Raw genomic sequence first — 25136 nt, 5'->3', positions numbered from 1 at the left:
CCGGATCGGACACCTGTCGCGGCCCGGTCACCGACGGACGACGGTCACGCGGGCACCTTGGCGACCGCGTCGATGATGACCCGGAGCAGGTCCACGACTCGTGGGCCCCAGCGGGAGGCGACGTCATCGTCGAGGGCGACCACCTGGTTGTTCTTCACCGCGGTGAGGCCCGTCCAGCCACTGCGCGCCTTGACCGTGTCGGCGCTCTGCTGGCAGCACTTGGCATCGGCCAGGAAGACGAAGTCCGGGTCGGCCTTGACGATGAACTCCTGGGACAGCTGCGGGTAGCCGAAGTTCTTACCGTCCGCGTCGGCCGGGTCGGCGATGTTGGTCAGGCCGGCCTGGCTGTAGAGCGAGCCGATGAAGGTCTTGCTGGTTGCGCTGTACAGCTCCGGGCCCAGCTCGTGGAAGTAGGTGAGCTTCTCGGCGCGCTGAGGCAGGTCCTTGACCAGCTTGGCGATGTCGTCCTTCATCCGGGTGGCGACGTCGGTGGCCTGGTCGGCGTGCCCGGTCAGCGTGCCCAGCTCGGTGATCTGCCGGTACGAGTCGTCGAGCGTGACCGCCGCCGGGGTCTGGTACACCGGAATCTTCAGCTTGCCGAGCTGTTCGACGATCTTGTTGCGGTCGTCGGAGAGCACCACCAGATCAGGGTTCTTACCGGCGATCGCCTCGGCGTTCGGCTGGAAGGCGGAGAGGTCGGTCTTCGGCACGTCGGCCGGGTAGTTCGACTGGTCGTCGACGGCTGTCACCTGCGGGCCGGCGCCGATCGCGAAGAGCATCTCGGTGGCGGTGGGCGACAGCACGACGATCTTCTCGGGGCGCTTGTCGAGGGTGAGCGCGCCCACGGTGACCGGGTAGGCGGCGGCCGCAGTGCCGGCGCTCGGCTGGTCGTCGGCCTTCTCGGCGCAGGCGCCGAGGGCGAGCGCGGTGACCGCGAGGGTCGCCGCGAAGAGCCGAGGGGTACGTCTGAACATGGGGGCCTCCTGTCGGTCGAGGAGTGTGGTGCTTCGCCGACAGGGACTTCCGTACGCCCGCCCACGAGGCGCCCTTCCTCGAGAGCGCGTTTCGCGACCGGTCCGCAGGCGACCTGGCTCGTCCCCACCGACCGGTGGGGCATCACAGTTGCGGGACAGCGCCGGGATGAGCACCGGCTTCGCTGCGGACTGGTCGCTAAGACGGTAGCGCACCGCCAGGACGTGCCGGATCGATCAAGGATTGATCGATCCGGCACGATCGGTGACCCGTCACGCACTGAGGGATTCGTCCCGGATTCAGAGGCTCGGGAACGGGTGGTGGGGCCCCGCCGGGGCGGGACGGGGCCCCACCCGATCAGGAGGACGTGATGGTGACGTTGTCCACAGCCGCCTCCACCAGGCTGGCTCCGGAAGCGTCCGCCGCCTCGACGAGCACGCGGACCGACTGGCCGGCGTACGGGGTGAGGTTGAGGTTGGCGACCGCCCAGCTCCCGTTACGGTTGCTGGCCGCGCCGGCCTGGGTGAGCAGCGCTGTGGTGCCGCCGTTGTGTACCACGCTCACCCGCAGGTAGTCCGCCGACGAGGCGTTCGAGCCGTGCGCCAGGTACCAGGCGAGCGAGAGGGTCAGGGTGCCGGACGACGGCAGGGTCACCGCCGGTGACCGGGCGCTGGTCACGCCGCCGTCGAGGTCGTAGTCACCGGCCGCCGAGCCGGCGAGCCGGCCGGTGACCAGGTCGTTGGACCCGGCGTACGGGGTGAGCTGCTTGGCCCCGGAGGACGTGGTCGCCTGGGCGGCGCCCCGCTCGAACGCGCCGACGGTGGCGGTGTCGGTGCCGCCCGGGTTGATGGTCCAGCCGGTGGCGGTCTCGAAGGTGTCCGACCAGACAGTGGTGCCGCCACCCCCGCCGCAGTACTGCGCCTGCTTGCCAATGGCCCGGTACGGGCAGTCGGCGTACTCGCTGAGGATCAGCACCGCCTCCCGGTTGCGCGAGGTCTGCGCCGGGATCACCTCGTCGGGCGGGTAGAAGCCGCCGCCACCGGACGAGCCCGGGTACATCTCGAACGTGTACGCCCAGATGTTGTGGGTGGCCCACATCCAGTCGATGCTGTCGCCGTCGGTGATGTAGAGGTCGCTGGACTGTTCCGGGGTGTAGCCGTTGGTGGCCGCCATCTGCTGACCGATGGTGGCGAAGGTGCTGTACTGGTCGGCGTTCATCCCGGTCGCGGTGTTCGCTGTGGTGTAGCCGTACGGCCAGAGCACCAACTGCGAGTACGTGTGGAAGTCGATGTTGGCCTTGATCTGCTGCACCCCGCCGACGACCCGGCCGTTGACGAAGGTGCGCAGCGCCTGCGTCTCCGGCGCGGAGAACGCCGACGGCCCCCGGTAGGTCTCCGACGAGGTGCTGCCGGACGAGCCGCCGCAGCATCCCCAGTTGTAGGACCAGTTGCGGTTGAGGTCGGTGCCGACGTTGGACGAGCCGCTGTTGGGCTGCCGGTTCTTGCGCCAGGACCGGTACGACCCGGTGGCGATGTCGTACTCGCTGCCGTCGGGGTTGACAGTCGGCACGATCCAGAGTTCCCGGCCGTTGACGATGTTGGTGATCCGGGAGTCGCTGCCGTAGTTGTCGGTGAAGAGGTTGAGCAGGTAGATCGCCATCTCGACGGTCAGGTGCTCACGGGCGTGCTGCTGGGAGTTGAACAGGATCTCCGGCTCGTTCTCGTCGGTGCCGACGTTGTCGGAGATCTTCACCGCCATCAGGTCGCGGCCCTCGTACGACGAACCGATGCTGATCTTGCGGGCGATCGCCGGGTGGTCGGCGACTACCTGGTTCACGACGGCGGTCAGTTCCGCGTAGTCGTGGTAGTTCGAGTCGGCCGGCGGGAAGGCCAGCGCGCCGAACTCGCCGGCGCCGCGCTCGGCGTTGGGTGGCGGGGCGAGCGGTTCCAGCCGGAAGCCGAGCTTGCCGATCGCGGCGGCCTCGCTCGCGGTGGCCGAGATGTGCAGCACGCCGTGTTCGGAGTAGTCGATGGCGGCTCCGGTGCGGGCCACCGCGTTGCGGTCGTCGAGGGTCCGGGGCCCGAGCACCCGGTAGCCGGCGGCGGCCTGCTCAGCGGTGCGGTCCGGTGCCGGTCGGGCGCCGACCGGGCCGGCGGCGACTGTGACGATGCCCAGCCCGGTGACGACAGCGAGCACCAGGACACGGCGGAGGGGGATGGGCGTGCGGAGGGCCATGGACTACCTCCTCGATGGGCGGGAGATCCCGCTCGGTGAAGGACACTTCACCACCTGTCACATGGTCATATCAACATTGATCGCTGCGTTGACCATCCCAAGCGGATCATCATGGCGGCAATGATTTTCCACCTATCAACATCTGGCGAAACTTCCCTCCAAGCGGAAAACTGACCAGCGACGATGCCCCCACGACACCGCGGAGCACCAATGGCCAGATCCCGCCTGCGCGCGGCCGCCCTCGCCGGCGTCACCACGCTCACCCTGCTCACCAGCGCCGCGCCCGCGCTGGCGGCCCACCCGCCCGCCCCCGCCCACGACGAGCAGATCACCTACCAGGACTGGTCCGGGCCTGCCGACTGGCACCGGGGCAGCCGGGCCGGCACCCGCGTCGTGCCCGGCGCCCGAGCGGGCGTCACACTGGCCCGCCCGGCCGGCACCATCGAGTACGCGGACCCGCACACCGGCGCCACCCAAACCTGGGAGTACGGCACCTGGACCTCGCCGGTGACCCGTGTCGGGTTCGACGCCACCGAGCTGATCGCCTCCTGGAACGCGGAGACCCCCGCCGGCACCTGGATCCAGGTGGAGATGCAGGGCAGCTACACCAGCGGCGACCAGACCCCGTGGTACGTCCTGGGTCGCTGGGCGTCCGGCGACACCGACATCAAGCGGACCAGCGTCAACCGGCAGGGCGACCCCTGGTCGACGATCTGGACCGACACCTTCAGCATCGACGACGCCACCGGCGGGGTGCTGCTGCGGTCCTACCAGCTCAAACTGACCCTCTACCGCACACCCGGGCAGAGCGCCGCCCCGGTGGTCCGGATGTTGGGCGCGATGAGTTCCACGGTGCCGGACCGGTTCACAGTGACGCCGAGCGCAGGGCACATCGCCTGGGGCCGGGAGCTGCCGGTGCCGCGCTACTCGCAGAACGTGCACTCCGGGCACTACCCCGAGTACGACGGCGGCGGCGAGGCGTGGTGCTCACCCACCTCGACGGAGATGGTGGTCGAGTACTGGGGACGCCAACCGTCGGCGGCCGACACCTCCTGGGTGGACCCGACCTACCCCGACCCGACTGTCAACCACGCCGCGCGGATGACCTACGACTACGCGTACGACGGGGCGGGCAACTGGCCGTTCAACACCGCGTACGCGGCAAGCTTCCCCGGGCTGGAGGGCCGGGTGACCCGGCTGCACTCGCTGGACGAGCTGGAGCGTTTCATCGCCGCCGGCATCCCCGTCGTGACCAGCCAGTCCTTCCTCGCCAGTGAGCTGGACGGGGCGAACTACGGCACCTCCGGGCACCTCTTCGTGGTGGTCGGCTTCACCGCCGACGGCGACGTGATCGTCAACGACCCGGCCTCGTCCAGCAACGACGTGGTGCGCAACGTCTACAAGCGTGCGCAGTTCGAGCAGATCTGGCTGCGTACCAAGCGCACCAACGCCAGCGGTGGCGTCTCCGGTGGCTCCGGCGGCATCGCGTACCTGATCAAGCCCACGTCAAAGCCCTGGCCCAAGGTCCCCGGCTCCACCAACTGGTAGACCCCTCCCCCGCACGTGTTGATCAAGAGGTTTGCGTCACCAGAACGGCTTCCGGTGACGCAAACCTCTTGATCAACGTGGGGGGTCGGTGGGGTCGGGGGTGGGGGTTTGGTCTTCGCCGGCCAGGGCGGAACGGAGGCGTTCCTTCTCGGTGCGGCGGCGCTCGGCTGCTTCGGCGATCTCCCCGGCCATCTCGTCCCGCCAACCGCGCAGCAGGAAGAAGGAGAGCGCGGCGGAGAACACCAGCGCCAGCATCAGCTTCAGGAACACGTTCATGTCGACCAGCCAGAGGCCCGCCAGCACGGCGACGAACAGCCCGATCCGGCCCAGCGTGTACTTGAGCGCGGCGCTCACCCGCACCACTCCGTTCTCTCCGTCGCCCGCCACTGCCGGCGGAAGGGTCGAGCCGCCCGACGGGCGGTCGTGGTCAGCCGGTCCGGCGCGCCAGCCAGCGGACACCCGGGAACCAGAGGGCCGCGTACGCCACAGTGAACGCCCCCGCCGCCAACGCGCCGGAGAGCAGCGGCGGCAACCCCGCGCCCAGACCGGCGATCAGCAGCCCGGCGAACACCCCGACGGCAGCGGCGACCACCGCCGCCACCACCCGGGCCGCGCCGAACTCCCAGGCCCGGAAGTCGTCCCAGAACAGCCAGGCCGGCAGGATCACCGCCAGCCAACCGTTCGTGTGCCCGAAGTCGCCGGCGCCGATCGAGGCAAAGGCCCAGTCGAACAGCACCAACGCGAGCGCGCCGATGACCAGGCCAGCCAGGCAGACCCCGAGCAGATCGCCCAGGGTACGGATGCGGCCCTCGGCGTCCCGGCGGGGAAAGCCGCCCTGCTGCTCAGGTCCTCGTTGCTCGGTCATCGACTGCGAGGGTACGTGGTGGCTCAGGCCCAGACCTGCTGCGGCTCGGCGCGCCGCTGCGCCAGCGACGGGGCCTTGTCGTACTCCCGGACCACGTTGTAGCGGGTGTCCCGCTCGACGGGCTGGAAGCCGGCGTCCCAGATCAGGTGCAGCAGGTCGTCCCGGTGCATGGTGTTCGGGGTGCCGTACGAGTCGGCGTCGTGGGTGATCTTGTATTCGACGACGGAGCCGTCCAGGTCGTCCACGCCGAAGTTCAGCGAGAGCTGAGCCACCGACAGCCCGTGCATCACCCAGAAGTTCTTCAGGTGCGGCACGTTGTCGAAGAGCAGCCGGGAGACGGCGAACGTCTTCAGCGACTCGGCCGGCGAGGCCATCGTGGTGCGCGCCTGGATCCGGTTACGGATCTTGCCGTCCGCCGAGTCGACGAAGTCGTGCTGGTAGCGCAGCGGGATGAAGACCGCGAAGCCGCCGGTCTCGTCCTGCAACTCGCGAAGCCGCAGCACGTGGTCGACGCGGTGCCGGGGCTCCTCGATGTGGCCGTACAGCATCGTCGCCGGGGTCTTCATGCCCTTGCTGTGCGCCAGGGCGTGGATGCGCGACCAGTCTTCCCAGTGGCAGGCGTGGTCGACGATGTGCTGCCGGACCTCCCAGTCGAAGATCTCCGCGCCGCCACCGGTCAGCGACTCCAGACCGGCGTCCATCAGCTCGTCGAGGATCTCGTCGGCGCTCAGACCGCTGATCTTCTCGAACCACTGCACCTCGGTCGCCGTGAAGCACTTGAGCTTGACGTTCGGCAGCGCCGCCTTCAGCTCGCGCAGCACCTTCGGGTAGTAACGCCAGGGCAGCGTGGGGTGCAGGCCGTTGACGATGTGCAACTCGGTGAGCTGCTCGTCCTCCATCTCCTTGGCCTTGCGGACCGCCTCGTCGATACGCATCGTGTACGCGTCCTTCTCGCCCGGCTTGCGCTGGAACGAGCAGTACGCACAGGACGCCGAACAGACGTTCGTCAGGTTGAGGTGCCGGTTGACGTTGAACATCACCCGCTCGCCGTTCAGCTCGGTGCGCTTGTGGTGCGCCAGCCGCCCCAGCCAGGTCAGGTCGTCGCTCTCGTAGAGGGCGACCCCGTCCTCCCGGGTCAGCCGCTCACCGGCGTACACCTTCGCTTCGAGCTCACGCTTGAGTCCGGCGTCCATGGCACGTCCCTTCCACCTGCGGTCCGGATCGAGCGTACGTCGCGGCGCCGACGGACCCGGCGGCACGGTCGCCGGCAGCGACCCACTTCACCAGACTCTCAGCCTCCCGTAACCCGACAACGCATCGACATGAGTGGCGCGGTGCGGTAGTAACAAGGTGGGGCGGAACACACACACTGGTACCGTCCCGGCGGTCGCGCCCACCGAGCGCGGCGACGAGCGGTTGGACGGGGAGCGGCATGGTCTACAGCGGGCGCGGGCGACGGCAGCGACGACGGAGCCCGGTGATCTCGCCGGTCCTGCGTCCGAAGCTCTGGGCCGCCCTGCTCGGCGCGATCGCCGCGGCCGTGCTGGCCACCCCCGCGTACGCGGAGCCCGGCGTGCCGACCACAGTGCCGGACACCGGTTCGCGCCCGGCGGTCACCGGCTCGCTCCAGCTGCCCGGCGGCGCGCCGGTCGCTGGCGTACCCGCCCCTCCGGTGGTCAACATCGGCAACGGTCCGCTGGCCACCGCGATCTCCGCCGGTGAGGTTCAGGTCGGCGCGCTCGGCGAGGATTTGCTGGTGAAGCGGCAGAAACGCGTCGATGCGCAGGCGCAGCTCGACGCCGCCGGCAAGGCGCTGGCGACCGCACAGGACGCCCTGCTCCGGGCCCAGCAGACGGCCGACACCGCCGCCGCCGAGGCAGTCAAGGCCGCCGCCGCGCTGCCGCCGGGCGACTTCGCCCAGGACATCCGTGGGCTCAGCCGCCTCCAGGCGATCACCCGTGGCGAGAAGGTCGACGGCGGCACCACCGGCGTGGCCGGGGAGCTGTCCCGGGCCCGCGCCGGCGAGCAGACCGCGTACCAGAAGCACAGCCAGGCCAAGGATCTGCTCGTCGCCGCCGAGGCGGAGTTCACCGCCGGTGAGACGGCGCTCCGCACCGCCGAGGCGAGCCTGCTCAAGCTGCGCCGTGACAACGCCGCCGCGCTGATCGAGATCGAACGTCAGCAGGAAGCCTCCGAGCAGCAGATCGGCGCCGGCTACGTCTCCAACCAGAGCATCAGCGGCATGGCCGCGCACCCCCGGGCGCTGGCCGCGGTCCGGTACGCGCTCGCCCAACTCGGCGATCCGTACAAGTGGTCCGAGGAGGGGCCGAACCAGTTCGACTGCTCCGGCCTGATGTGGGCGGCGTACCGGTCCCCCGGCGCCGACTACTTCGACCTGCCCCGGGTCTCCCGCGACCAGTACGCCGCCACCCGGGGCCGCACCGTCCCGCAGAGCGCGCTGCTCCCCGGCGACCTGCTCTTCTTCGCCTCGGGCAGCAGCTGGACGACGATCCACCACGTCGGCATGTACATCGGCAACGGCAAGATGGTGCAGGCGCCCACCACTGGCGACGTCGTCAAGATCTCGGTCGTCCGCTGGTCCCGGCTCTACGCCGCCACCCGGGTGATCGGCGCGGTGCCGGCACCCCCGGTCGTGACCAATCCGACCCCGCCGGTCTCGACCCCGAAGCCGAGGCCGACACCGTCGCCCACGAAGACCACCAAGCCGACGCCGACACCGTCGCCCACGAAGACCACCAAGCCGACGCCCACTCCGACGCCGACGCTGACGACCACCCCGACGCCCACCCCCACCGGCAGCACCACGCCGAAGCCGTCGAACACCCCGAGCAACACTCCGACGACCACGCCGAAGGCCAGCACGAGCGCGACGGGCAGCACCTCTCCGACGACCACGCCGAAGGCCAGCACGAGCGCGACGGGCAGCCCCAGCGCCGCGGGCAGCCCCAGCGCCACTGGCTGATCCGCCACGACCGGCTCCGGCTGTCCGCTCGGGAAGATCTGTGGCACCGTGACAACCAGGCACATCCGACTCGACGTCACGGGTCCGGGTGCGAGCATGGCGCGGAGGGCGGAAATGGCCGAGCAGAGAGATCCGGCGGAGACTGTCGACCCCGTGGTCGACCAGGCCGGCCCACCAGGGCCGGACACCGCCGACCCGGTGGCCGCCAGCGACGCCAGCCCGGCTACCAGCAGCTCGACAGGCAGCGACACCATCTCGGCGAACGCCGGCTCCGCTGACAGCGACGCCGCACCTGCTGTCAGCGGCCGGGTCGGCAGCGCCACGGCAGCGGACGCCTCGACCGAGGCCGACGACGACGCATCCGCCGGCGGCGACGAGCGGCAGAGCCCGGCCGCGGCACCGGTCCGCGCACGTGCCAGCGTCGTGACCGCCGGTGCTCTCCGCAGTGATCTGCCGGCCAGCGCTCCGGTCACCGCGACCACCTACCGTGCGACCGGCTCGGCCAGCCCGGCCGACGTGTCGTTGCCGGGGCAGCGAAGCGACTCCTCGACGCCGGCCCGGGCCAGCGCCACGGTTCCGAGCAGCAGCCGGGGCACTGCCAGCGCCCTGGGCACCCCGGACCGTCGCGAGAGCGCGCCCGGCGTCTATCGAGCCGCGCCGGTGGGTGCCGAGCCGGCCCAGCCTCCGACGCCGTCGACTCCGGAGCCGGAGCCGGACCCCACGCCACCCGGCCCCGGGCCGACCCAGCCGTCGCCACCGGAACCGGAGCCCGCGCCGGCCCCTGGCCCGTACCCGCCCAGTCCGGTGCCGACGCCGGGTCCTCGACCCACGCCGCCACCCGGTCCGGTTCCGCCCGTTCCGGGCCCGCCCACCCCGCCGCCCTCGCCGGTGCCGCCCATCCCCGGCCCGCCGACGCCGCCCGTCCCGAGCCCGCCGCTGCCGCCACCCGGTCCGCCGGTGCCGGCACCACCGGCCCCGCCCGGCCCGATGCCGGCACCGCCGTTCCCGCCGCCGCCCGCGATGATCGACACGCCCGGCGTACGAGCCAGCGCTTCGGTCTCCGCACCGCCGGCCGGGTGGCCGTCCCCCGGTGGGGCGACCCGGCCGACGTCCGGTGCCGGATGGGCCGGTGCGCCTGCCTCCGCGCCGCCGGTGGTGCCCGCACCAGCGCTGCCGAGCTGGCCACCGTCCACCGCCGGTGCCCCTTCGTCGACCGGGAACCCCGGGAACTCCCGCGTGACCGCGCCGCCGAGTGGCCCACCGGCTGGTTCCGCCGGACGGGACGCTGCCGGCACCCGTGGTGGGCGGCACGACAGCCGCACCGATCTGGCCGGCACCGTCTACGGCAACGGCGAGGGGGCCGGCTTCACCACTGTCGCGATACCCGCCAACGCGGTGGAGACCTCCGGCTCGCTGACCGGGCACATCCTGGCCCAGGGCTGGTCCGACACGCCGGCCGAGCGGTCCAGTAACGCCCGGGTGATGATCGTCCTGGCCGCCGCTCTGGGGCTGCTGGTCGCGATCAGTGTCATGGTCGTCCTGCTGGCCGGCGACGCCCTGGACGGTCTGGTGGGCAGCGTGCTCAAGGGGTGAGCCAGCGAGGGCCAGCGATGGTGAGTCCGCCCACTACGGTCGGTCAACCGGCTGGCGGCTTCGCCAGACCGCCGTACACTGGCTGAGATCACTGACCCGGCGCGCGTGGTGTGCGCCCCTGGGCGATCTTGCGGGCGATCCGGCGGTACAGCCGCGGCAGGCCATCGCGAAGATGCGCCCCGCTCGAAAGGTTTTTGTTGACCACCTCTGCTGACCCCAGCACCGTTACGTCCGTTTTCAACTCAGTCCCGGCGGCCGACGCCGCCCGGGAGCAGCTCGACGTCGCCCCGAGCGAAGCCGGCACCCCGCCGGTAGCGACCGCGCAGGCCGAGCCGACCGAGACCGCCGAGCCGATGAGCTTCGCCGCTCTCGGCCTGCCCGAGCCGCTGGTCCGCGCGCTGGCGCAGCAGGGCATCACCAGCCCGTTCGAGATCCAGCGGGCCACCGTTCCGGACGCGCTCGCCGGCCGCGACGTGCTGGGCCGCGGGCAGACCGGCTCGGGCAAGACGCTCGCGTTCGGGCTGCCGATGATCGCCCGGCTGGCCACCCGCAACCGGGCCCGGCCGATGCGTCCGCGCGCCCTGGTCCTGGTGCCTACTCGCGAGCTGGCCATGCAGGTCAACGACGCTCTGGTGCCGCTGGGCAAGTCCGTCGGCATCTTCCTCAAGACCGCCGTCGGCGGCGTTCCGTACGACCGTCAGATCGACGCGCTGCGCCGCGGCGTGGAGATCATCGTGGCCACCCCGGGCCGGCTCGGCGACCTCATCGAGCGGGGCATCTGCCAGCTCGACGACGTCGAGGTCACGGTGCTCGACGAGGCCGACCAGATGGCCGACATGGGCTTCCTGCCCGAGGTGACCGATCTGCTGGCGAAGACGCCCGCGAACGGTCAGCGGCTGCTCTTCTCGGCCACCCTGGACGGTGACGTCGACGCGTTGGTCAGGCGGTTCATGACCGACCCGGTCACCCACTCCACGGCGCCGTCCACCGCTTCGGTGTCCACCATGGACCACCACATGCTGTTGATCCCGCCGCACGAGAAGTTCCCGGTGGCGGCCTCGATCGCCGCCCGGGACGGGCGGACCATGGTCTTCGCCCGTACCCAGCTCGGGGTGGACCGGCTGGTCGAGCAGCTCGCGGCCGTCGGCGTACGCGCCGGTGGGCTGCACGGCGGCAAGACCCAGCGGATGCGCACCAAGACGCTCGCCGAGTTCCGTGAGGGCCGGATGAACGTGCTGGTCGCCACGGACGTGGCGGCGCGAGGCATCCACGTCGACGGAGTCACCCTGGTGCTGCACGTCGACCCGCCGAAGGACCCCAAGGACTACCTGCACCGCGCGGGGCGTACCGCCCGGGCCGGCGAGTCGGGCGCTGTCGCCACGTTGGTGCTGCCCAAGCAGCGCCGCACCACCCTGGCGATGATGGAGAAGGCCGGCGTCGCGCCGGCCGAGACCCGGGTCCGGGTCGGGGACGCGGCGTTGGCCGAGCTGGTCGGCGCCCGCGAGCCCAGCGGCGTCCCGGTTCGCGTCGAGGCGGAGCCTCGGGGCTACGGCGACCGCTCCGGCGGGCCGCGCCGGTACGACGACCGCTCCGGCGGCCCGCGTCGGTTCGGTGACCGCACGGGAGGCGAGCGCCGCTACGGCGACCGTCCGCAGGGCGACCGGCGCTTCGGCGACCGGCCCACCGGCGAGCGCCGCTTCGGCGACCGCCCGCAGGGTGACCGGAGCTACAGCGACCGCCCGCAGGGTGACCGGGGCTACGGTGACCGGCCGCAGGGCGAGCGCCGCTACGGCGACCGGCCCACCGGCGAGCGCCGCTTCGGCGACCGCCCGCAGGGCGACCGCAGCTACAGCGACCGCCCGCAGGGCGAGCGGCGCTTCGGCGACCGCCCGCAGGGTGAGCGGAGCTACAGCGACCGCCCGCAGGGCGACCGCAGCTACGGCGACCGGCCGCAGGGCGAGCGGCGTTACGCCGATCGGGACACCCGGGGGCACGGCGACCGTCCGCAGGGCGAGCGTCGGTTCGGCGACCGTCCGCAGTTCGGTGACCGCGACGGTCGGGGCGACCGGCCGCAGGGTGAGCGGCGCTTCGGCGACCGGCCGCAGGGTGAGCGGCGCTTCGGCGACCGGGACGCTCGGGGTGGGTTCCGCCCGGAGAGCCGGGTCCGGGATGACCGGCCCCGCGACGACCGGCCCCGCGAGGACCGCCCGCGTGACGATCGGCGCGGGTTCGGCGGGCGACCGGCAGCGCGTACCCACTGATTGATCCACCGAACGCCGTCGTGAAGCCCAGGCTTCGCGGCGGCGTTCGCGCATGCCCTGCCGATACCGAGCAGGTCGCGTAACGTCCGGCTCATGCCGACCATGCCGAAGTCAATCTTCTGGTCCCGGACGGACACCGCCGGCAGCGAGCAGGTTCTGCTCGACGACGGCCACGGGTTGGCGGCCCGGGGCACTCTGCTCGCCGTGGACCCGATTCCGTGGACCGCCCGCTACCAGCTGACCACCACGCCGGACTGGGCCACCACCCGCGTCGAGGTCGAGGCAGAGGGTCTCGGCTGGCTGCGCCGGGTGACCCTGGAGCGGGCCGCGGGCCGCTGGAGGGTGACCACCGCCGAGCAGGGCGACCTGGACGCGGCCCTGGTCGCGGCCGGTCATCGCCGGGCCGGTCTGCCGGGTACGGACGACCCGGACCGGCTGGCCGACGCGCTCGACGTCGACCTGAGCGGTTCGCCGCTGTTCAACACCCTGCCGGTCCACCGGCTTCGGATGGCGGCCGAGCCGGCCGACGTGGCGCACCGGATCACCGTTGCCTGGGTGCTGCTGCCCGGCTTGGAGGTGGTGCCGGCCGAGCAGATCTACACCGGGCTCGGGCCGGGTCGGGTGCGCTTCGCCAGCGGCACCTTCACTGCCGACATCGATCTGGACGACAGCGGCTACGTGGTGCGCTACCCCGGGCTGGCCGAACGGATCGACCCGCGCTGATCACCGGATCGGCGGCAGGCCCCGCCGATCGGCCTCAGGCGGGCCAGGCCCCGCCGACCGCTTCAGGCGGGCCAGGCCCCGCTGGCCAGGAAGCGGTCGATGGTGGCCAGGTGCGGGGTCAGGTCGAGGCCCTGGGCGGCCACCCAGTCGTCGGCGTAGTACGTGTCGGCGTACCGGTCGCCCGGGTCGCAGATCAACGTCACCACCGAGCCGGTCCGACGCTCGGCGAGCATCGCGGCGATCAGGCCGAACGCGCCCCACAGGTTGGTGCCGGTGGACCCGCCCACCCGGCGGCCGAGCAGCGCCGATCCAGCGCGCATGGCGGCCAGCGACGCCGCGTCCGGCACCTGGACCATCCGGTCCACCACCGAGGGCAGGAACGACGCCTCGACTGTGGGCCGGCCGATCCCCTCGATGCGGGAGCCCTTGCCGGTGCGTACCGACCAGTCGGCGGCCAGCCAGGCCGGATAGAACGCCGAGTTCTCCGGGTCGACCACGCAGAGCTTGGTGGCAAGCCTGCGATACCGGGCGTAGCGGCCGATGGTCGCGCTGGTGCCCCCGGTGCCGGCGCCCACCACGACCCAGGCGGGGATCGGGTGCCGCTCCAACTCCAACTGCGCGTAGATCGACTCGGCGATGTTGTTGTTGCCCCGCCAGTCGGTCGCCCGCTCGGCGTAGGTGAACTGGTCCATGAAGTGCCCGCCGGAGTCCTCGGCGAGCCACCGGGCCTCGACCACCACGCTCGCCGGGTCGTCCACCAGATGGCACCGGCCGCCCTGGAACTCGATCTGCGAGATCTTCTCGGGCGAGGTGGAGGCGGGCATCACCGCGATGAACGGCAGGCCCAGCATCCGGGCGAAGTACGCCTCGGAGACCGCCGTGGAACCCGACGACGCCTCGACGATCGTGGTGCGCGGCCCGATCCAGCCGTTGCAGAGCCCGTAGAGGAACAGTGAGCGGGCCAGCCGGTGCTTCAGCGAACCGGTGGGGTGTGACGACTCGTCCTTGAGGTAGAGGTCGATCCCCCATTCCCGAGGCAGCGGGAACGGCAGCAGGTGGGTGTCGGCGGACCGGTTCGCGTCTGCCTCGACGGCGGCGATCGCCTCGGTCACCCAGGTTCGGCTGGATTCGTCGCACCGGTCGAGATGAGTCACGCTCGGAAACCTAGCAAGCGGGCCAGCGGTGGTCAGCGTGGGTCCGGCGGCTTTGACCTGCGGCGTTGGCGGCGCTGACCGGCGCGGCCGGCGGCACGGACCAGCGGGGTGAGCGCGACGGCCAGCCTGGGCAGTGCGTCCAACAGGCGCACCTGGGCTCCCCGCCAGCGGGGCAGGCTGACCACCGGACGTGGCCGGCGGGCCAGCCGGACCGCCCGCGCCGCCACCTGCTGCGCGGTCAGCATCGATCCGGTGAACGAGGCCACCGCACCCGGGTCGTCCAGCCGGTCATGCAGCATCGGGGTCCAGATGCCGTCCGGGCAGAGGCAGGAGACGTGCACCCCCCGGTACCCGGCCATCCGCAGGTCGGACAGGGTGCCGAGGCTGAACGCCAGCAGGGCGTGCTTGCTGGCCGCGTACACCGTCTCGCCGGGCGCGGCGACGAGCCCGGCCAACGAGACGACGTTGAGCACGTGGCCGTGGCCCTGCCCCCGCATCACGCTCAGCGCGGCGAGGGTGCCGTTCATGGCGCCGTGGGTGTTCACGTCGAGCACCCGACGGCGGGTCGCGGCGTCGTGATCCCACGACGCCCCGGTGACCAGGATGCCGGCGTTGTTGACCCAAAGGGCGAGGTCACCCCGGTCCGCCGCGTTCGCGGCGATGGCGGCGCAGGCGGCCTCGTCCCGGACGTCCAGGGCGGCCGACCAGCCGCCGAGCGGCGCCGCGGCAGTCTGCACCGCCACCGGGTCGAGGTCGGTGAGCAGCACCGACCAACCGTCGGTGTGCAGCGCGGCGGCGATGGCGCGGCCCAGGCCGCCGGCAGCGCCGGTCACCACGGCCACGGGACGCGCCGGCGGGGTCATCGGCGCACGCTACCGCCGGCCGCCCCGGCGACACCAGGGGTACGCGGCGGTCAGGCCGCGGGTGGGCCGACCGGCTGGGGGCGGTTCTCCCACTTGGTGGAGAGCGCGATGGCGGTACGGGTGGAGGCCACCCCCGGCGTCCGGTTCAACCGCACGATCAACTGCTCCAGCTCGGCGATCGTGCCGACCCGCGCCTTGAGCAGGAACGACTCCACGCCGGCCATGAAGTAGCAGGACTCGATCTCGGGCAGCACCCGCAGTGACTCGAGCATGTCGTCGGTGTCGGCACCGGAGTCCTCGACGATGCCGATCAGCGCGGTGACACCCAGCCCGATCGACTCCGGGGCCACGTCCGCGCGGTAGCCCCGCACCACGCCGCTGCTCTCCAGCTTGCCGACCCGCTCGTGCACGGCCGGGGCCGAGAGGCCCACCTGTCGGGCCAACTCGGCGTACGAGAGGCGGGCGTTGCCGCGCAGCAGGTCGACGAGGCTCAGGTCGATGGCATCCACAGAGAGTGACCTTAACCGCTGACGCGTTACGTGCGGCCTTCGGCACCCGTTGGACTGAGCGGTGAGTCACTGTTCATAAACCGCCGGTCAGGGCAGAGGTAGCACCAGTAACATTACTAACTCCCCACTCAGTGCATTTTTCGCGTTTGGGCGGACAGGCCATGTCCCTGGTGCTGTAATTGCCATACGTCCCTCATGACGGCTCTGGGCTACGCACCAGCCGGGGGCAGTGTGTTCAGCCGGGGGCTTCGTCGACGCGAGGAGGGGGCTGTGGACACTGGAGATCGCCTGCTGACACCGGGTGAGGTCGCCGCGCTGTTTCGGGTAGACCCGAAAACTGTGACGAGATGGGCGGCGGCCGGCCGGATAGGAAGCATCCGGACTCCAGGCGGGCATCGCCGGTTTCGGGAATCCGAGGTGCGAGCCCTGCTTGAGGGGGAGGGCATGCTGGACGAGGTGGATGAGGTCGGTAAGCCACGCAATGTGGGGCCGGCGGCATCCACGGGGCCGGGTCCGGCCAACGCCGGCATGTACTGAACTGGTGCGGACAACGCCACGCGGACCGGACACCAGTCCGGTCCGCGTCCCGCTTCGGCCAACCGCCGGGCGGCAGCACCGCTCGTGCTGAGCAGCGGCAACGATGCCAGCGCGAGCGGACGGCTCAGCGCGAGCGGGACGGCGTCGCTTCGGGCCGCGCCGGCTCAGTTCCGGGCTGCGCCGAGCTGGCCGGACCACCGCCGGAACAGGGTGTGCTTGACGCCGAGCGCGTCCAGCACCTTGCCGGCCACGAAGTCGACCAACTGCTGCGCGCTGGCCGCCGCCCCGGCGCCGTAGAAGCCGGGGCTGGCCGGCAGCACCACAGCGCCCGCGTCGTGCAGGGCGATGAGGTGCTCCAGGTGGCTGCGGGTCACCGGTGTCTCCCGGGGGACCAGCACCACGGGACGGCGTTCCTTGAGGTTGACCTCTGCGGCGCGCTGCAACAGGTCCTTGGAGAGCCCGATCGCGATGCCCGCGCAGGCGGCCGTGCTGGCCGGGACCACCGCCATTCCGCGTACCCGGTAGGAGCCGCTGCTCGGCCCTGCGGCCAGGTCGCCGGCCGGCCAGTGCCGCACATCCGCAGTGGTCAGGTCCCGATCCAGCCAGGCGGCGAGGTCCTCGGCCCAGTGCCCGTCACGGAAGGATCGGCCGGTCTCGTCGAGCACAGTGAGTCGTGCCGCCCGGGACACGATCAGGTCCACCGGCTCGCCCGCGTCGAGCAGGCCGCCGATGACGGCCGCCGCGTACGGCGTCCCGGAGGCACCGGAGACCCCGACCACCCATGGTTCCCGCATGCCCCCAGCCTGCCTGGTCCGGCTGACCCGCTGGTGGGCACCCCCGGGGTTGGTCTGGTCCGACATGTCGGACGGGGTACCTGTCCACCCCACCGACCTGGCATGCTGCCGCTGGCGATTCGCACCGGAACCATCTCGAAGAGGAGGCATCGGTGACGACCGGCGAGATCCTCCGGACGCTGCGTGCCGAATGTCCGATCCCGCCCCGACTTCCACCACCACACACCGATCGTGTGCAGGACTGGCTGCTCGGTCTGCTGCCCGAGCTTGGCCTTCCACTGGACGACGTCGCGCTGCGCCGGCTGTCCCGGGGCGCCTTCGCCCGGTACGCCGCGCGGCTCTACCCGGCGGCGACCGAAGCCGACCTGCGGATGTTGGCCGCGCTGTTCACCTGGTTCTTCCTTGTCGACGACGCCTGCGACGGGCCGAATCGGTTGACGCCGGAGCAGATCCGGGCGCTGCGCAACGGCACCCTGGCGCTGCTGCACGGCGGCACCCGGCTGCGGCAGGCAGGGCTGACCGGCCCGCTGCGGCGACTGCTGGTGCTGGCCTGGCGGGAGCCGCGCCGCCGGATGCCGGCACGGTGGCGGCAGCGTTTCGCCGACGCGGTGGCCCGACACCTCGACGGCACCTGGCAGGAGGCCGTCACCAAGGAGGCCGGCCGCCGTCCCGGCGTGGACGAATACGTCGAGCTACGTCGGTCGACCTCGGCGGCGGAGGTGTCGTATCCGCTCGTGGAGTTCGTCAGCGGCCGGCCACTGCCCGACCCGGTCTACCACCACCCGCTGCTGCGTCAGATCGCCCGCACCGGCAACGACCTGCTCTCCTGGTACAACGACCTGGCCTCGTTGGAACGGGACCGGGTGACCGCCGGCGGGCACAACCTGGTCCTCGCCATCGAGACCGAACTGGGCGTTCCGGAGGCGGAGGCGGCCGAGCGGGCGGCCGAACGCTGGCGGGAGGCGATGCGGCGCTTCGTCGCGTTGCGTGCCACGGTGCCGTCGTTCGGCCCGGCGTTGGACGAGGCGGTCGCCGACCATCTCGACGGGATCGCGAACGCCGTGCGCGGGACCATCGACTGGACCTTCGAGAGCGCCCGCTACCCGGTCAGCACCACCCCGCCAGCCCCGGGGCCGTAGGCCGAGCCGGGTCACCCAGCCTCAGGGCCGTAGACCGAGCCGGATCACCAGGTCCAGCAGGGCGAAGAGGAACAGCGCGATGCCGACGAACCCGTTCGCTGTGAAGAACGCCCGGTTGACCTTGCTGAGGTCGGTCGGGGTGACCACCACGTGCTGGTAGGCGAACGCCACAGCTGTCAGTGCCAGCCCGATCCACCAGAGCCAACCGAGACCGATCAGCGCACCGAACCAGATGAACAGGGCGAAGGTCACCACGTGCGCGACAGTGGAGGCGTGCAGCGCGAAGCGCCGACCGTACCGGGCCGGAACGCTGTGCACGCCGATCTCCCGGTCGATCTCGGAGTCCTGGCAGGCGTAGATCAGGTCGAAGCCGCCGATCCACAGCCCCACTGCCGCGCCGAGCAGCCAGGCCGGCCCGGAGCCGTCCAGGGTGCCGGTGACCGCCAGCCAGGCGCCGACCGGGCCGACCGCCTGGGCGATCCCGAGGATGGCGTGCGGCCAGTTGGTGAACCGCTTGGCGTAGGGGTAGACGACGAGTGGCACCACGGCGAGCGGCGCGAGCACCAGGCAGAGCGGGTTGAGCAGGGCGGCGGCGACGAGGAAGACCACGAGTGCGACGGCCGCACCGGTCCAGGCCGTCCGCACGCTCACCGCTCCGGTGACCAGTTCCCTACCAGCGGTACGTGGGTTCCGCGCGTCGATCTTGCGGTCGAGGATCCGGTTGGCAGCCATCGCGAACGTCCGTGCGCCGACCATCGCCACGGTGATCAGCAGCAGGTCGAGCCATCGCACCCGCCCGCCGGCACCCTGCATCGCGGCCAGCGCGGAGAGAAACGCGAAGGGCAGCGCGAAGACGGAGTGCTCGACGGCGACGAGCTTCAGGAAGGACTTGGTCCGGCCCGGCTTCGCCGTCGGTGCGTCGATGACGGCCATCAGATTCCGTACTCCTTCCAGCGCTTGTCGACCAGGGCGGCGACTTCCGGGCTCATGCTCATTTCCTCCGGCCAACCGCGGGTGTAGCCCTCGGTGGGCAGCTTGCGGGTCGCATCGACGCCGGCCTTACCGCCCCAGAACTGCTGGTACGACGAGTGGTCGAGGTGGTCCACCGGACCCTGGGTGAGCAGCAGGTCGCGGGCGTAGTCGACGTTGCCGAAGGCCCGGAAGGCGACCTCGTTGTAGTCGTGCACGTCGCAGTCCTCGTCGACGATCACGATCAGCTTGGTCAGCGACATCAGGTGTGCGCCCCAGATCGCGTTCATCACCTTCTGCGCGTGCTTCGGGTAGCGCTTGCGGATCGAGACGATCGCGCAGTTGTGGAAGACGCCGGCGGCCGGCAGGTCGTAGTCGACGATGTCCGGGATCATCAGCTTGAGCAGCGGCTGGAAGATCCGCTCGGTGGCCTTGCCGAGGCCGTGGTCCTCCTGCGGCGGCTTCGAGGTGACGATCGAGTGGTAGACCGGCTTGCGCTGCATGGTCATCGCCTCGATGTGCAGCACGGGGAACGGCTCGACCGGCGTGTAGAAGCCGGTGTGGTCGCCGAACGGCCCCTCGGGCAGCCGCTCACCCGGCTCCAGGTAGCCCTCCAGCACGATCTGCGCGTGCGCCGGCACCTGCAACGGCACTGTGAGGCAGTCGACCATCTCCACCCGCTCACCGCGCAGGAACCCGGCGAACAGGTACTCGTCGATGTCGCTGGGCAGCGGCGCGCTGGCCGCGTACGAGACGATCGGGTCGCAGCCGATCGCGACCGCGACCGGCAGGCGCTGCCCGAGCCGCTCGGCGACAGCGTGGTGCGCTGTCGAGTCCTTGTGGATCTGCCAGTGCATGCCCAGGGTGTTGCGGCCGTGCTGCTGGAGTCGGTACAGGCCGAGGTTGCGCTTGCCGGTCTCCGGGTGCTTGGTGTGGGTCAGCCCGTAGTTGTGGAAGATCCCGCCGTCGTCGGGCCAGACCTGCAACCCCGGCAGCCGGTTCAGGTCGACGTCCTCACCCCGGTAGACGACCTCCTGGCAGGGGGCGGTCTTCACCTTGCGCGGCGGCACCGACTTGAGCTGCATGACCTTGCCGAGGCCCTCCCGGATGCCCGACCAGCCGACCGGCAACTCCGGCTTGATCATCGCGCCGATCCGGGCGCCGACCTCGTCGAGCGAGTCGACGCCGAGGGCCATCGCCATCCGCTTCTCGGTGCCGAACAGGTTGATCGCCACCGGCATCTCGCCCCGGGTCGGACGCTCGAAGAGCAGCGCCGGGCCGCCGGCCCGCACCGTGCGGGTGACCACCTCGCTGATCTCCAGCGTCGGATCAACCGGGACGTCGATCCGGCGCAACTCCCCCGCGCGCTCCAGCGCCGCGATGAAGTCCTTGAGATCGGTATACGGGAAGCCACGAGCCGCCATGTCGCCCAGTCTCCCGCACCGGCTCCCGCACGGCCCAAGCCGGGTGCTGTGACGCTCGCGATTGCCTGCCTGCCTGCCTGGCGGCGGCGGGCGGCGGGCGGCGGGCGGCGCGTCCAGATCGACTCGGCTTTCCGGAGACCGCGGGGTCCCAGGTCGCCGGATACCGCGATTTCACGGAAGGCGAGTGGATCGCCGCCGCCTCGGGGCATGGCGGGCGGTTGAGCGGGTAGCCGGGCAGGCGGCGGAGGGGCGGGACGGCGGACGGGGGGTGGCGATGGGCGGGGAGCGGGTTCCGGCGGGATTCACCGAGCAACGGGCTCGGGTCGGCCAGATCACCATGAACTACGTCCGTGGCGGCACCGGCCCGCCACTGGTGCTACTGCACGGGTACCCGCAGTGCTGGTACATGTGGCGGCACCTGCTGCCCGAGTTGGGGCGCTCCTTCGACGTGGTAGCGCCCGACCTGCGCGGCTTCGGCGGCAGCGACGCCCCGGACGGCGGGTACGACAAGAAGACTGTCGCCGCCGACCTGCACGGACTACTCGACCAGCTCGGCCTGGTCGGTGACCTTCGGCTGGTCGGGCACGACCTGGGGACCATGGTCGCGTACGCGTACGCCGCCGCCCACCCGCAGCGGGTGAGTCGGCTGGCGCTCACCGAGGCGCCGATCCCCGACGAGAGCATCTACACGTTTCCCGCGCTCACCTCGGCCGGGCCGGGGGTGTGGAACTTCGGCTACTTCTCCCTCGGCAACGGGCTTCCGGAGGCACTGGTCGACGGGCGGGAGGCGCTCTGGGTGGACAAGTTCACCGATGCGCTGATGGTGCGCAAGGGCAGCATCGCCGCGCCCGACATCGAGGAGTTCGCCAGCCATCTGCGCGACCCGGCGCATCTGCGGGCCAGCTTCGCCTACTTTCGGGCGTTCGAGCAGGACATCGCCGACAACGCGGCGTACCGGGGCACGAAGCTGACCATGCCGGTGCTGGCCGTCGGCTCGGCGGCCAGCCTCGGCGGGCAGGTCGCCGAGCAGGTCCGCCGGTACGCCGACACGGTGCGCGGCGAGGTGATCGAGGACTGCGGGCACTGGCTGTACGAGGAGCGCCCGGACGAGATGCTCGCCCTGCTGCGCGACTTCCTTCAGGCGGATTGAGCAGCGGCTCCCGCCGCCGGGACGCGTCAGCGTTCAGGCGGCGGGAGCCGGGCGTGGATGGCCAGTGGCGCGGCCACCGAGCGGTTTCCCCGCGGGCCGAGCGAATCGAGTGGCTGTTGTTCACACGTCCCGGCGACTGTTCACACGTCCCGGCGACGCAGGGACAACACAGCGAAGCCCGTGAGCGCGCCGGACCATGCCACGAGCGCCGCCACCGCGCCCAGCCATCGACCGGTGTTGTTTGCCGACTCCAGGAGGGTCGTCACCGCCGCCCCGAAGCTGTGGCTGGAGATCGCCGACGGAAGCACCTCCGCCGGGACCGTCATCAGGGCGATCGTCAGCACGATCAGCAGACCGAGGATGGCGAAGATCGCACCGGCTGAGCTGCGCAGCAGACACCCGAGGCTGATGGCCGACACACTCACACCTGCTGTGGCAACCACGGTGCCGACCAGACTCAGGACGCTGGCCCGGTCGTTGAGGGGTGTGCCCAGCGGACCCGGCGTGAGGGCGAGCCAGTTAACCACCGCGGTCACGAGAATCGTCACGCCAACCAGAGCGCTGGAGGCACCGCCGACTGCGGCCAGCTTGGCGGCCAGCACAGGTGTACGCCGGGGAGCCGCACCGAAGGCGAGCCTGATGGTGCCGTTGCCGAAGTCGCTGGCACCCGCGATCGCACCGATTGCGGCAATCAGGAAGATGGAGAGCTGCATGCCGATGAGGGTCGTGTTGATGAAGGTCGGCAGGAGCTCCGCCGCCGATTGTTGGGCATCCGGCTCGGTGAACAACGCGACCGGGATGCTGAGCCCAGCCGTGCAGAGCGCGGTCAGGACCAGGAGAACGACGAGCGAGCGCGCCGTGACGAGCTTGATCAGTTCGCTGCGCACGAGGCCACCGAAGGTCAGTTCATGTGTCGGTGGAACATGCCTGCGCAGGGGGGCATCGACCTCTGCTGCCGTGCTCATCGCCCGGCTCACCTCATCTCAATCTTGACATCGTCCATTGGCTCGGCCACCGCCCGCTCTGGCTCGCCGATGTCGCGCCCTCGGAACGTGACCGACTGCGCTGTGAGCTCCACGAATGCCTCCTCCAGTGAGGCCCGCAGGGGGACGAGTTCGTGCAGTCTGATGCGATGCTCGGCGGCCAGGTCACCCACCTCGACCGCAGTGAGTCCGTCCACGCGGAAGGCTCCCTCCGGCGCGTTCGACAGGTGTCCGCCGCTGGAGCGCACCAGTCGACCCAGTTCCTCGCCCTGAGGGGTGCGCAGGAGTACGCCCCGGGACCTGCTGCGGCCGATCAGCGCGCTGACGGTGTCGTCGGCGATCAGCCGTCCCTTACCGATGACCACCACATGGTTCGCGGTCAGTGCCATCTCGCTCATCAGGTGTGAGCTGATGAGCACCGCTCTGCCCTCGGCCGCCAGCTTCTTCACCAGGGTTCGCATCCAGAGGATGCCGTCCGGGTCCAGCCCGTTGATGGGTTCGTCGAACATGAGGCTCGACGGGTCCGCCAACAGGGCAGTGGCGACGCCGAGCCGCTGGTACATGCCCATCGAAAAGCCGCCGATTCGGCGGTTTGCCACCTCACCGAGACCCACCAGATCCAGCACCTCGCGGACCCGGGAGGTGCCGATCCCCGCGGTGGCCGCAACAGCTTGGAGATGGCGAAACGCGGTACGCCCGGGATGCCCCGACTTTGGGTCGATCAGCGCGCCCAGCGCGCCGAGCGGATTGCGGTGCTGGTTGAAGGGAGCCCCGTCGACGAGGACCGTCCCACTGTCAGGTTGAGTCAGTCCCAGGATCATCCGCATCGTCGTGGACTTCCCTGATCCGTTGGGACCCAGGAACCCGGTGACGATGCCCGGCCGCACCACGAAGGAGAGGTCGTCGACGACCGCTGTCCCGCCATACTTCTTGGTGACCCCGTTAACTTCGATCATGCCATCTTCTCTTTCCCCCGAAGCGTCGCCGCCCTGGTCGTGGCCTCGATGAACTGGTCGGTCAACGCTGGCCTGCCGACCGGCACCCACAGCCGGACGGTTCGTGAGTCGTAGATCCCGAGACACACCGCGCCGATCGACACGCGGTGGGCCGCGATCTGGTGTGAGTGGACGAAGTACACGGAGTCGAGGGGAACCACGTAGCGGGTGACCCACAGGAAACCGCGTCTGAAAGTGAGCACGGCGCCGTCCGGATCGAGCCTCGCGGCCACCCAGCAGTAGTTGCTGGCAATCAGCAGGACGAGCGCCAAGACGACCATGAGGGCGCCCGCCGTGACCGGGCGCAGGTTGCTTGCCGCCACGCCGGCCACCGTCAACACCACCGCGTTGACGGCGAGGAGCCACCAGGCGACGGAGCGTCGAACCGAGTACGACTCGTCGGCGGCAGCGGCGTACGCAGGGAAATGACGCCGAATCTCGTTGCGCAGGAACGCCAGGCGGGCTGCGGGGAAGACGACGTTGGCCCCGATCCGCTCCCCGGACTGTCGGGCCACGACATTCAGCCGGGCATGGCCCGTGGCGCGCATGAGCGGATTCTGTTGAATCTTGATCCCCGCCACCTGGGAGCGGGACACCTGGCGGGACTCCGCGGACACCAGCCCACCCGACATGGCGAGCACCGATCCCCTGAGGCGAACCTCGAACGATCGGTACCGCAGCCAGGCGACTGTCGTCCCGAACCCGATCGCGACCGGCACTGCCAGCACCAGGACGGCGGCCGCCAGCACCCACAGTGTCGCCGCACTGTCTGGAAGGTCGGGAGTGGCAGCGGACCAGGGCAACAGGATCGCAAGGTTGTCGTAGAGCCCGAACAGGAAAGGGACCACCAACAGGAACTGTCCGTAGGTGACCGAGAGCATGAAGTAGTCCCGGGGGCGGATCCGATAGATCAGGTCGTTGTCGCCCGACGGGTGACCCTCTTCCCGATCCACAGCGTCCGGCCGGTGCTCGGCAGACTCGGTTGCCGAAGCGACAGCGGGATGCCGGGGACGGGAGGTCGGGCGAGCCCGGTGGGCCTCGAACAGGTCCTCGATCTCGGTGGCCACCGCCTCCGGCACCGCCTCGATGACCAGGTTGGCCTTCGACTGCGCACCGATGCCGATCAGGACCCGCGAGCAGCCCAGGGCCCGACCGACCGTCGACCGGGAGGTCTGGACGCTGGTGACTTCCGACCAGGCCAACGAGGTGGAGCGCCGGAACACCAGCCCCGTGGCGAAGGTGACCCCGTCGGGACTCACCGAGAATCGGGTCATCCACCAGTCCACGATCAGACTGAGCACGATGACGCCACCCACCAGACCGAAGATCGCGTCTACCGGGATGCCGAGCACGGTTGGCCACTTGGCCCGTATCGAGAGCCATACGATGATCGCCGGGACGATGCCGGTCACGTGCTCGGCCGCACGAACGGCGAACAT

At 70.9% G+C, this 25136-nt stretch carries 22 protein-coding genes; 8 read left to right on the top strand and 14 right to left on the bottom strand.

Annotation, left to right across the window (positions count from 1 at the left end):
- Positions 1 to 44 precede the first annotated feature (44 nt).
- Together OHB44_RS02655 and OHB44_RS02650 are read right to left on the bottom strand one after the other, a co-directional pair.
- Positions 45 to 974, bottom strand: coding sequence for an ABC transporter substrate-binding protein (locus OHB44_RS02655; RefSeq protein ID WP_330439531.1), 930 nt, complete (start codon positions 972 to 974; stop codon positions 45 to 47).
- Between the two features lie 355 nt (positions 975 to 1329).
- Positions 1330 to 3207, bottom strand: a complete 1878-nt coding sequence (locus OHB44_RS02650; RefSeq protein ID WP_330439530.1) for a M14 family metallopeptidase — start codon at positions 3205 to 3207, stop codon at positions 1330 to 1332.
- A gap of 210 nt (positions 3208 to 3417) precedes the next feature.
- On the opposite strand from OHB44_RS02650, the gene OHB44_RS02645 reads away from it, so the two are divergent.
- Positions 3418 to 4755: a C39 family peptidase gene (locus OHB44_RS02645; protein WP_330439529.1), complete on the top strand. Its 1338-nt coding sequence runs from the start codon at positions 3418 to 3420 to the stop codon at positions 4753 to 4755.
- Between the two features lie 72 nt (positions 4756 to 4827).
- On the opposite strand, the gene OHB44_RS02640 is transcribed toward OHB44_RS02645, so the two are convergent.
- The 3 genes from OHB44_RS02640 to mqnE all read right to left on the bottom strand — a co-directional run bounded on the left by OHB44_RS02640 (position 4828) and on the right by mqnE (position 6813).
- The gene (locus OHB44_RS02640) at positions 4828 to 5109 is read right to left on the bottom strand and encodes a DUF4229 domain-containing protein (protein WP_330439528.1); all 282 of its coding nucleotides are present in this window, start codon (positions 5107 to 5109) and stop codon (positions 4828 to 4830) included.
- Between the two features lie 73 nt (positions 5110 to 5182).
- The gene (locus tag OHB44_RS02635; RefSeq protein WP_238683250.1) at positions 5183 to 5620 is read right to left on the bottom strand and encodes a hypothetical protein; all 438 of its coding nucleotides are present in this window, start codon (positions 5618 to 5620) and stop codon (positions 5183 to 5185) included.
- A 23-nt stretch (positions 5621 to 5643) separates the two neighbouring features.
- On the bottom strand, positions 5644 to 6813 hold the full coding sequence (gene mqnE / locus OHB44_RS02630) for an aminofutalosine synthase MqnE (RefSeq protein WP_238683249.1): 1170 nt from the start codon (positions 6811 to 6813) through the stop codon (positions 5644 to 5646).
- A gap of 239 nt (positions 6814 to 7052) precedes the next feature.
- Between mqnE and OHB44_RS02625 the strand changes: the two genes are divergently transcribed.
- The 4 genes from OHB44_RS02625 to OHB44_RS02610 all read left to right on the top strand — a co-directional run bounded on the left by OHB44_RS02625 (position 7053) and on the right by OHB44_RS02610 (position 13180).
- Positions 7053 to 8603 (top strand): C40 family peptidase, encoded by a 1551-nt coding sequence (locus OHB44_RS02625; RefSeq protein WP_238683248.1) that lies wholly within the window; start codon positions 7053 to 7055, stop codon positions 8601 to 8603.
- A gap of 114 nt (positions 8604 to 8717) precedes the next feature.
- Positions 8718 to 10196 carry a hypothetical protein gene (locus OHB44_RS02620; protein ID WP_330439527.1) on the top strand — a complete coding sequence of 493 codons (1479 nt, stop codon included), beginning with the start codon at positions 8718 to 8720 and terminating at the stop codon, positions 10194 to 10196.
- Positions 10197 to 10393: 197 nt separating this feature from the next.
- A complete protein-coding gene (locus OHB44_RS02615) occupies positions 10394 to 12457 on the top strand; it encodes a DEAD/DEAH box helicase (RefSeq protein ID WP_442932650.1) in 2064 nt (687 codons plus the stop codon).
- Between the two features lie 102 nt (positions 12458 to 12559).
- Positions 12560 to 13180 (top strand): putative glycolipid-binding domain-containing protein, encoded by a 621-nt coding sequence (locus tag OHB44_RS02610; protein WP_124854297.1) that lies wholly within the window; start codon positions 12560 to 12562, stop codon positions 13178 to 13180.
- Positions 13181 to 13242: 62 nt separating this feature from the next.
- Here OHB44_RS02610 and OHB44_RS02605 read toward each other — a convergent pair whose 3' ends face one another.
- Genes OHB44_RS02605 through OHB44_RS02595 form a run of 3 tightly spaced genes read right to left on the bottom strand, consistent with a single transcriptional unit; the run spans position 13243 to position 15706 of the window.
- The gene (locus OHB44_RS02605; protein WP_238683246.1) at positions 13243 to 14334 is read right to left on the bottom strand and encodes a PLP-dependent cysteine synthase family protein; all 1092 of its coding nucleotides are present in this window, start codon (positions 14332 to 14334) and stop codon (positions 13243 to 13245) included.
- Between the two features lie 32 nt (positions 14335 to 14366).
- Positions 14367 to 15197: an SDR family NAD(P)-dependent oxidoreductase gene (locus OHB44_RS02600; RefSeq protein ID WP_238683245.1), complete on the bottom strand. Its 831-nt coding sequence runs from the start codon at positions 15195 to 15197 to the stop codon at positions 14367 to 14369.
- A gap of 50 nt (positions 15198 to 15247) precedes the next feature.
- The gene (locus OHB44_RS02595) at positions 15248 to 15706 is read right to left on the bottom strand and encodes an Lrp/AsnC family transcriptional regulator (RefSeq protein WP_030486226.1); all 459 of its coding nucleotides are present in this window, start codon (positions 15704 to 15706) and stop codon (positions 15248 to 15250) included.
- Positions 15707 to 15976: 270 nt separating this feature from the next.
- On the opposite strand from OHB44_RS02595, the gene OHB44_RS02590 reads away from it, so the two are divergent.
- Positions 15977 to 16243, top strand: coding sequence for a BldC family transcriptional regulator (locus OHB44_RS02590; RefSeq protein WP_007454516.1), 267 nt, complete (start codon positions 15977 to 15979; stop codon positions 16241 to 16243).
- Between the two features lie 164 nt (positions 16244 to 16407).
- Here the strand turns inward: OHB44_RS02590 and OHB44_RS02585 are convergent, their stop codons facing one another.
- Positions 16408 to 17037 carry a UbiX family flavin prenyltransferase gene (locus OHB44_RS02585; protein ID WP_238683244.1) on the bottom strand — a complete coding sequence of 210 codons (630 nt, stop codon included), beginning with the start codon at positions 17035 to 17037 and terminating at the stop codon, positions 16408 to 16410.
- A gap of 152 nt (positions 17038 to 17189) precedes the next feature.
- On the opposite strand from OHB44_RS02585, the gene OHB44_RS02580 reads away from it, so the two are divergent.
- Positions 17190 to 18176: a terpene synthase family protein gene (locus tag OHB44_RS02580; protein ID WP_330439523.1), complete on the top strand. Its 987-nt coding sequence runs from the start codon at positions 17190 to 17192 to the stop codon at positions 18174 to 18176.
- Between the two features lie 21 nt (positions 18177 to 18197).
- Here the strand turns inward: OHB44_RS02580 and mqnP are convergent, their stop codons facing one another.
- Positions 18198 to 19109, bottom strand: a complete 912-nt coding sequence (gene mqnP, locus OHB44_RS02575; protein ID WP_238683242.1) for a menaquinone biosynthesis prenyltransferase MqnP — start codon at positions 19107 to 19109, stop codon at positions 18198 to 18200.
- Positions 19109 to 20569, bottom strand: a complete 1461-nt coding sequence (locus tag OHB44_RS02570; protein WP_330439522.1) for a menaquinone biosynthesis decarboxylase — start codon at positions 20567 to 20569, stop codon at positions 19109 to 19111. Before OHB44_RS02570 ends, mqnP begins: the two co-directional genes overlap by 1 nt.
- A gap of 184 nt (positions 20570 to 20753) precedes the next feature.
- Between OHB44_RS02570 and OHB44_RS02565 the strand changes: the two genes are divergently transcribed.
- On the top strand, positions 20754 to 21719 hold the full coding sequence (locus OHB44_RS02565; RefSeq protein ID WP_330439521.1) for an alpha/beta fold hydrolase: 966 nt from the start codon (positions 20754 to 20756) through the stop codon (positions 21717 to 21719).
- Positions 21720 to 21859: 140 nt separating this feature from the next.
- Here OHB44_RS02565 and OHB44_RS02560 read toward each other — a convergent pair whose 3' ends face one another.
- Genes OHB44_RS02560 through OHB44_RS02550 form a run of 3 tightly spaced genes read right to left on the bottom strand, consistent with a single transcriptional unit; the run spans position 21860 to position 25136 of the window.
- Entirely contained in the window at positions 21860 to 22684 is an 825-nt protein-coding gene (locus tag OHB44_RS02560; RefSeq protein ID WP_330439520.1) for a hypothetical protein, read from the bottom strand.
- Between the two features lie 8 nt (positions 22685 to 22692).
- Positions 22693 to 23658: an ATP-binding cassette domain-containing protein gene (locus OHB44_RS02555; protein WP_330439519.1), complete on the bottom strand. Its 966-nt coding sequence runs from the start codon at positions 23656 to 23658 to the stop codon at positions 22693 to 22695.
- The gene (locus OHB44_RS02550; RefSeq protein WP_238683237.1) at positions 23655 to 25136 is read right to left on the bottom strand and encodes a PH domain-containing protein; all 1482 of its coding nucleotides are present in this window, start codon (positions 25134 to 25136) and stop codon (positions 23655 to 23657) included. Before OHB44_RS02550 ends, OHB44_RS02555 begins: the two co-directional genes overlap by 4 nt.

The organism is Micromonospora sp. NBC_00821, assembly GCF_036347035.1.
GTDB classification, from domain to species: Bacteria; Actinomycetota; Actinomycetes; order Mycobacteriales; family Micromonosporaceae; genus Micromonospora; species Micromonospora hortensis.
Note: the sequence above shows the minus strand (reverse complement) of the source record. Positions and strands in the feature narration are given on the sequence as shown.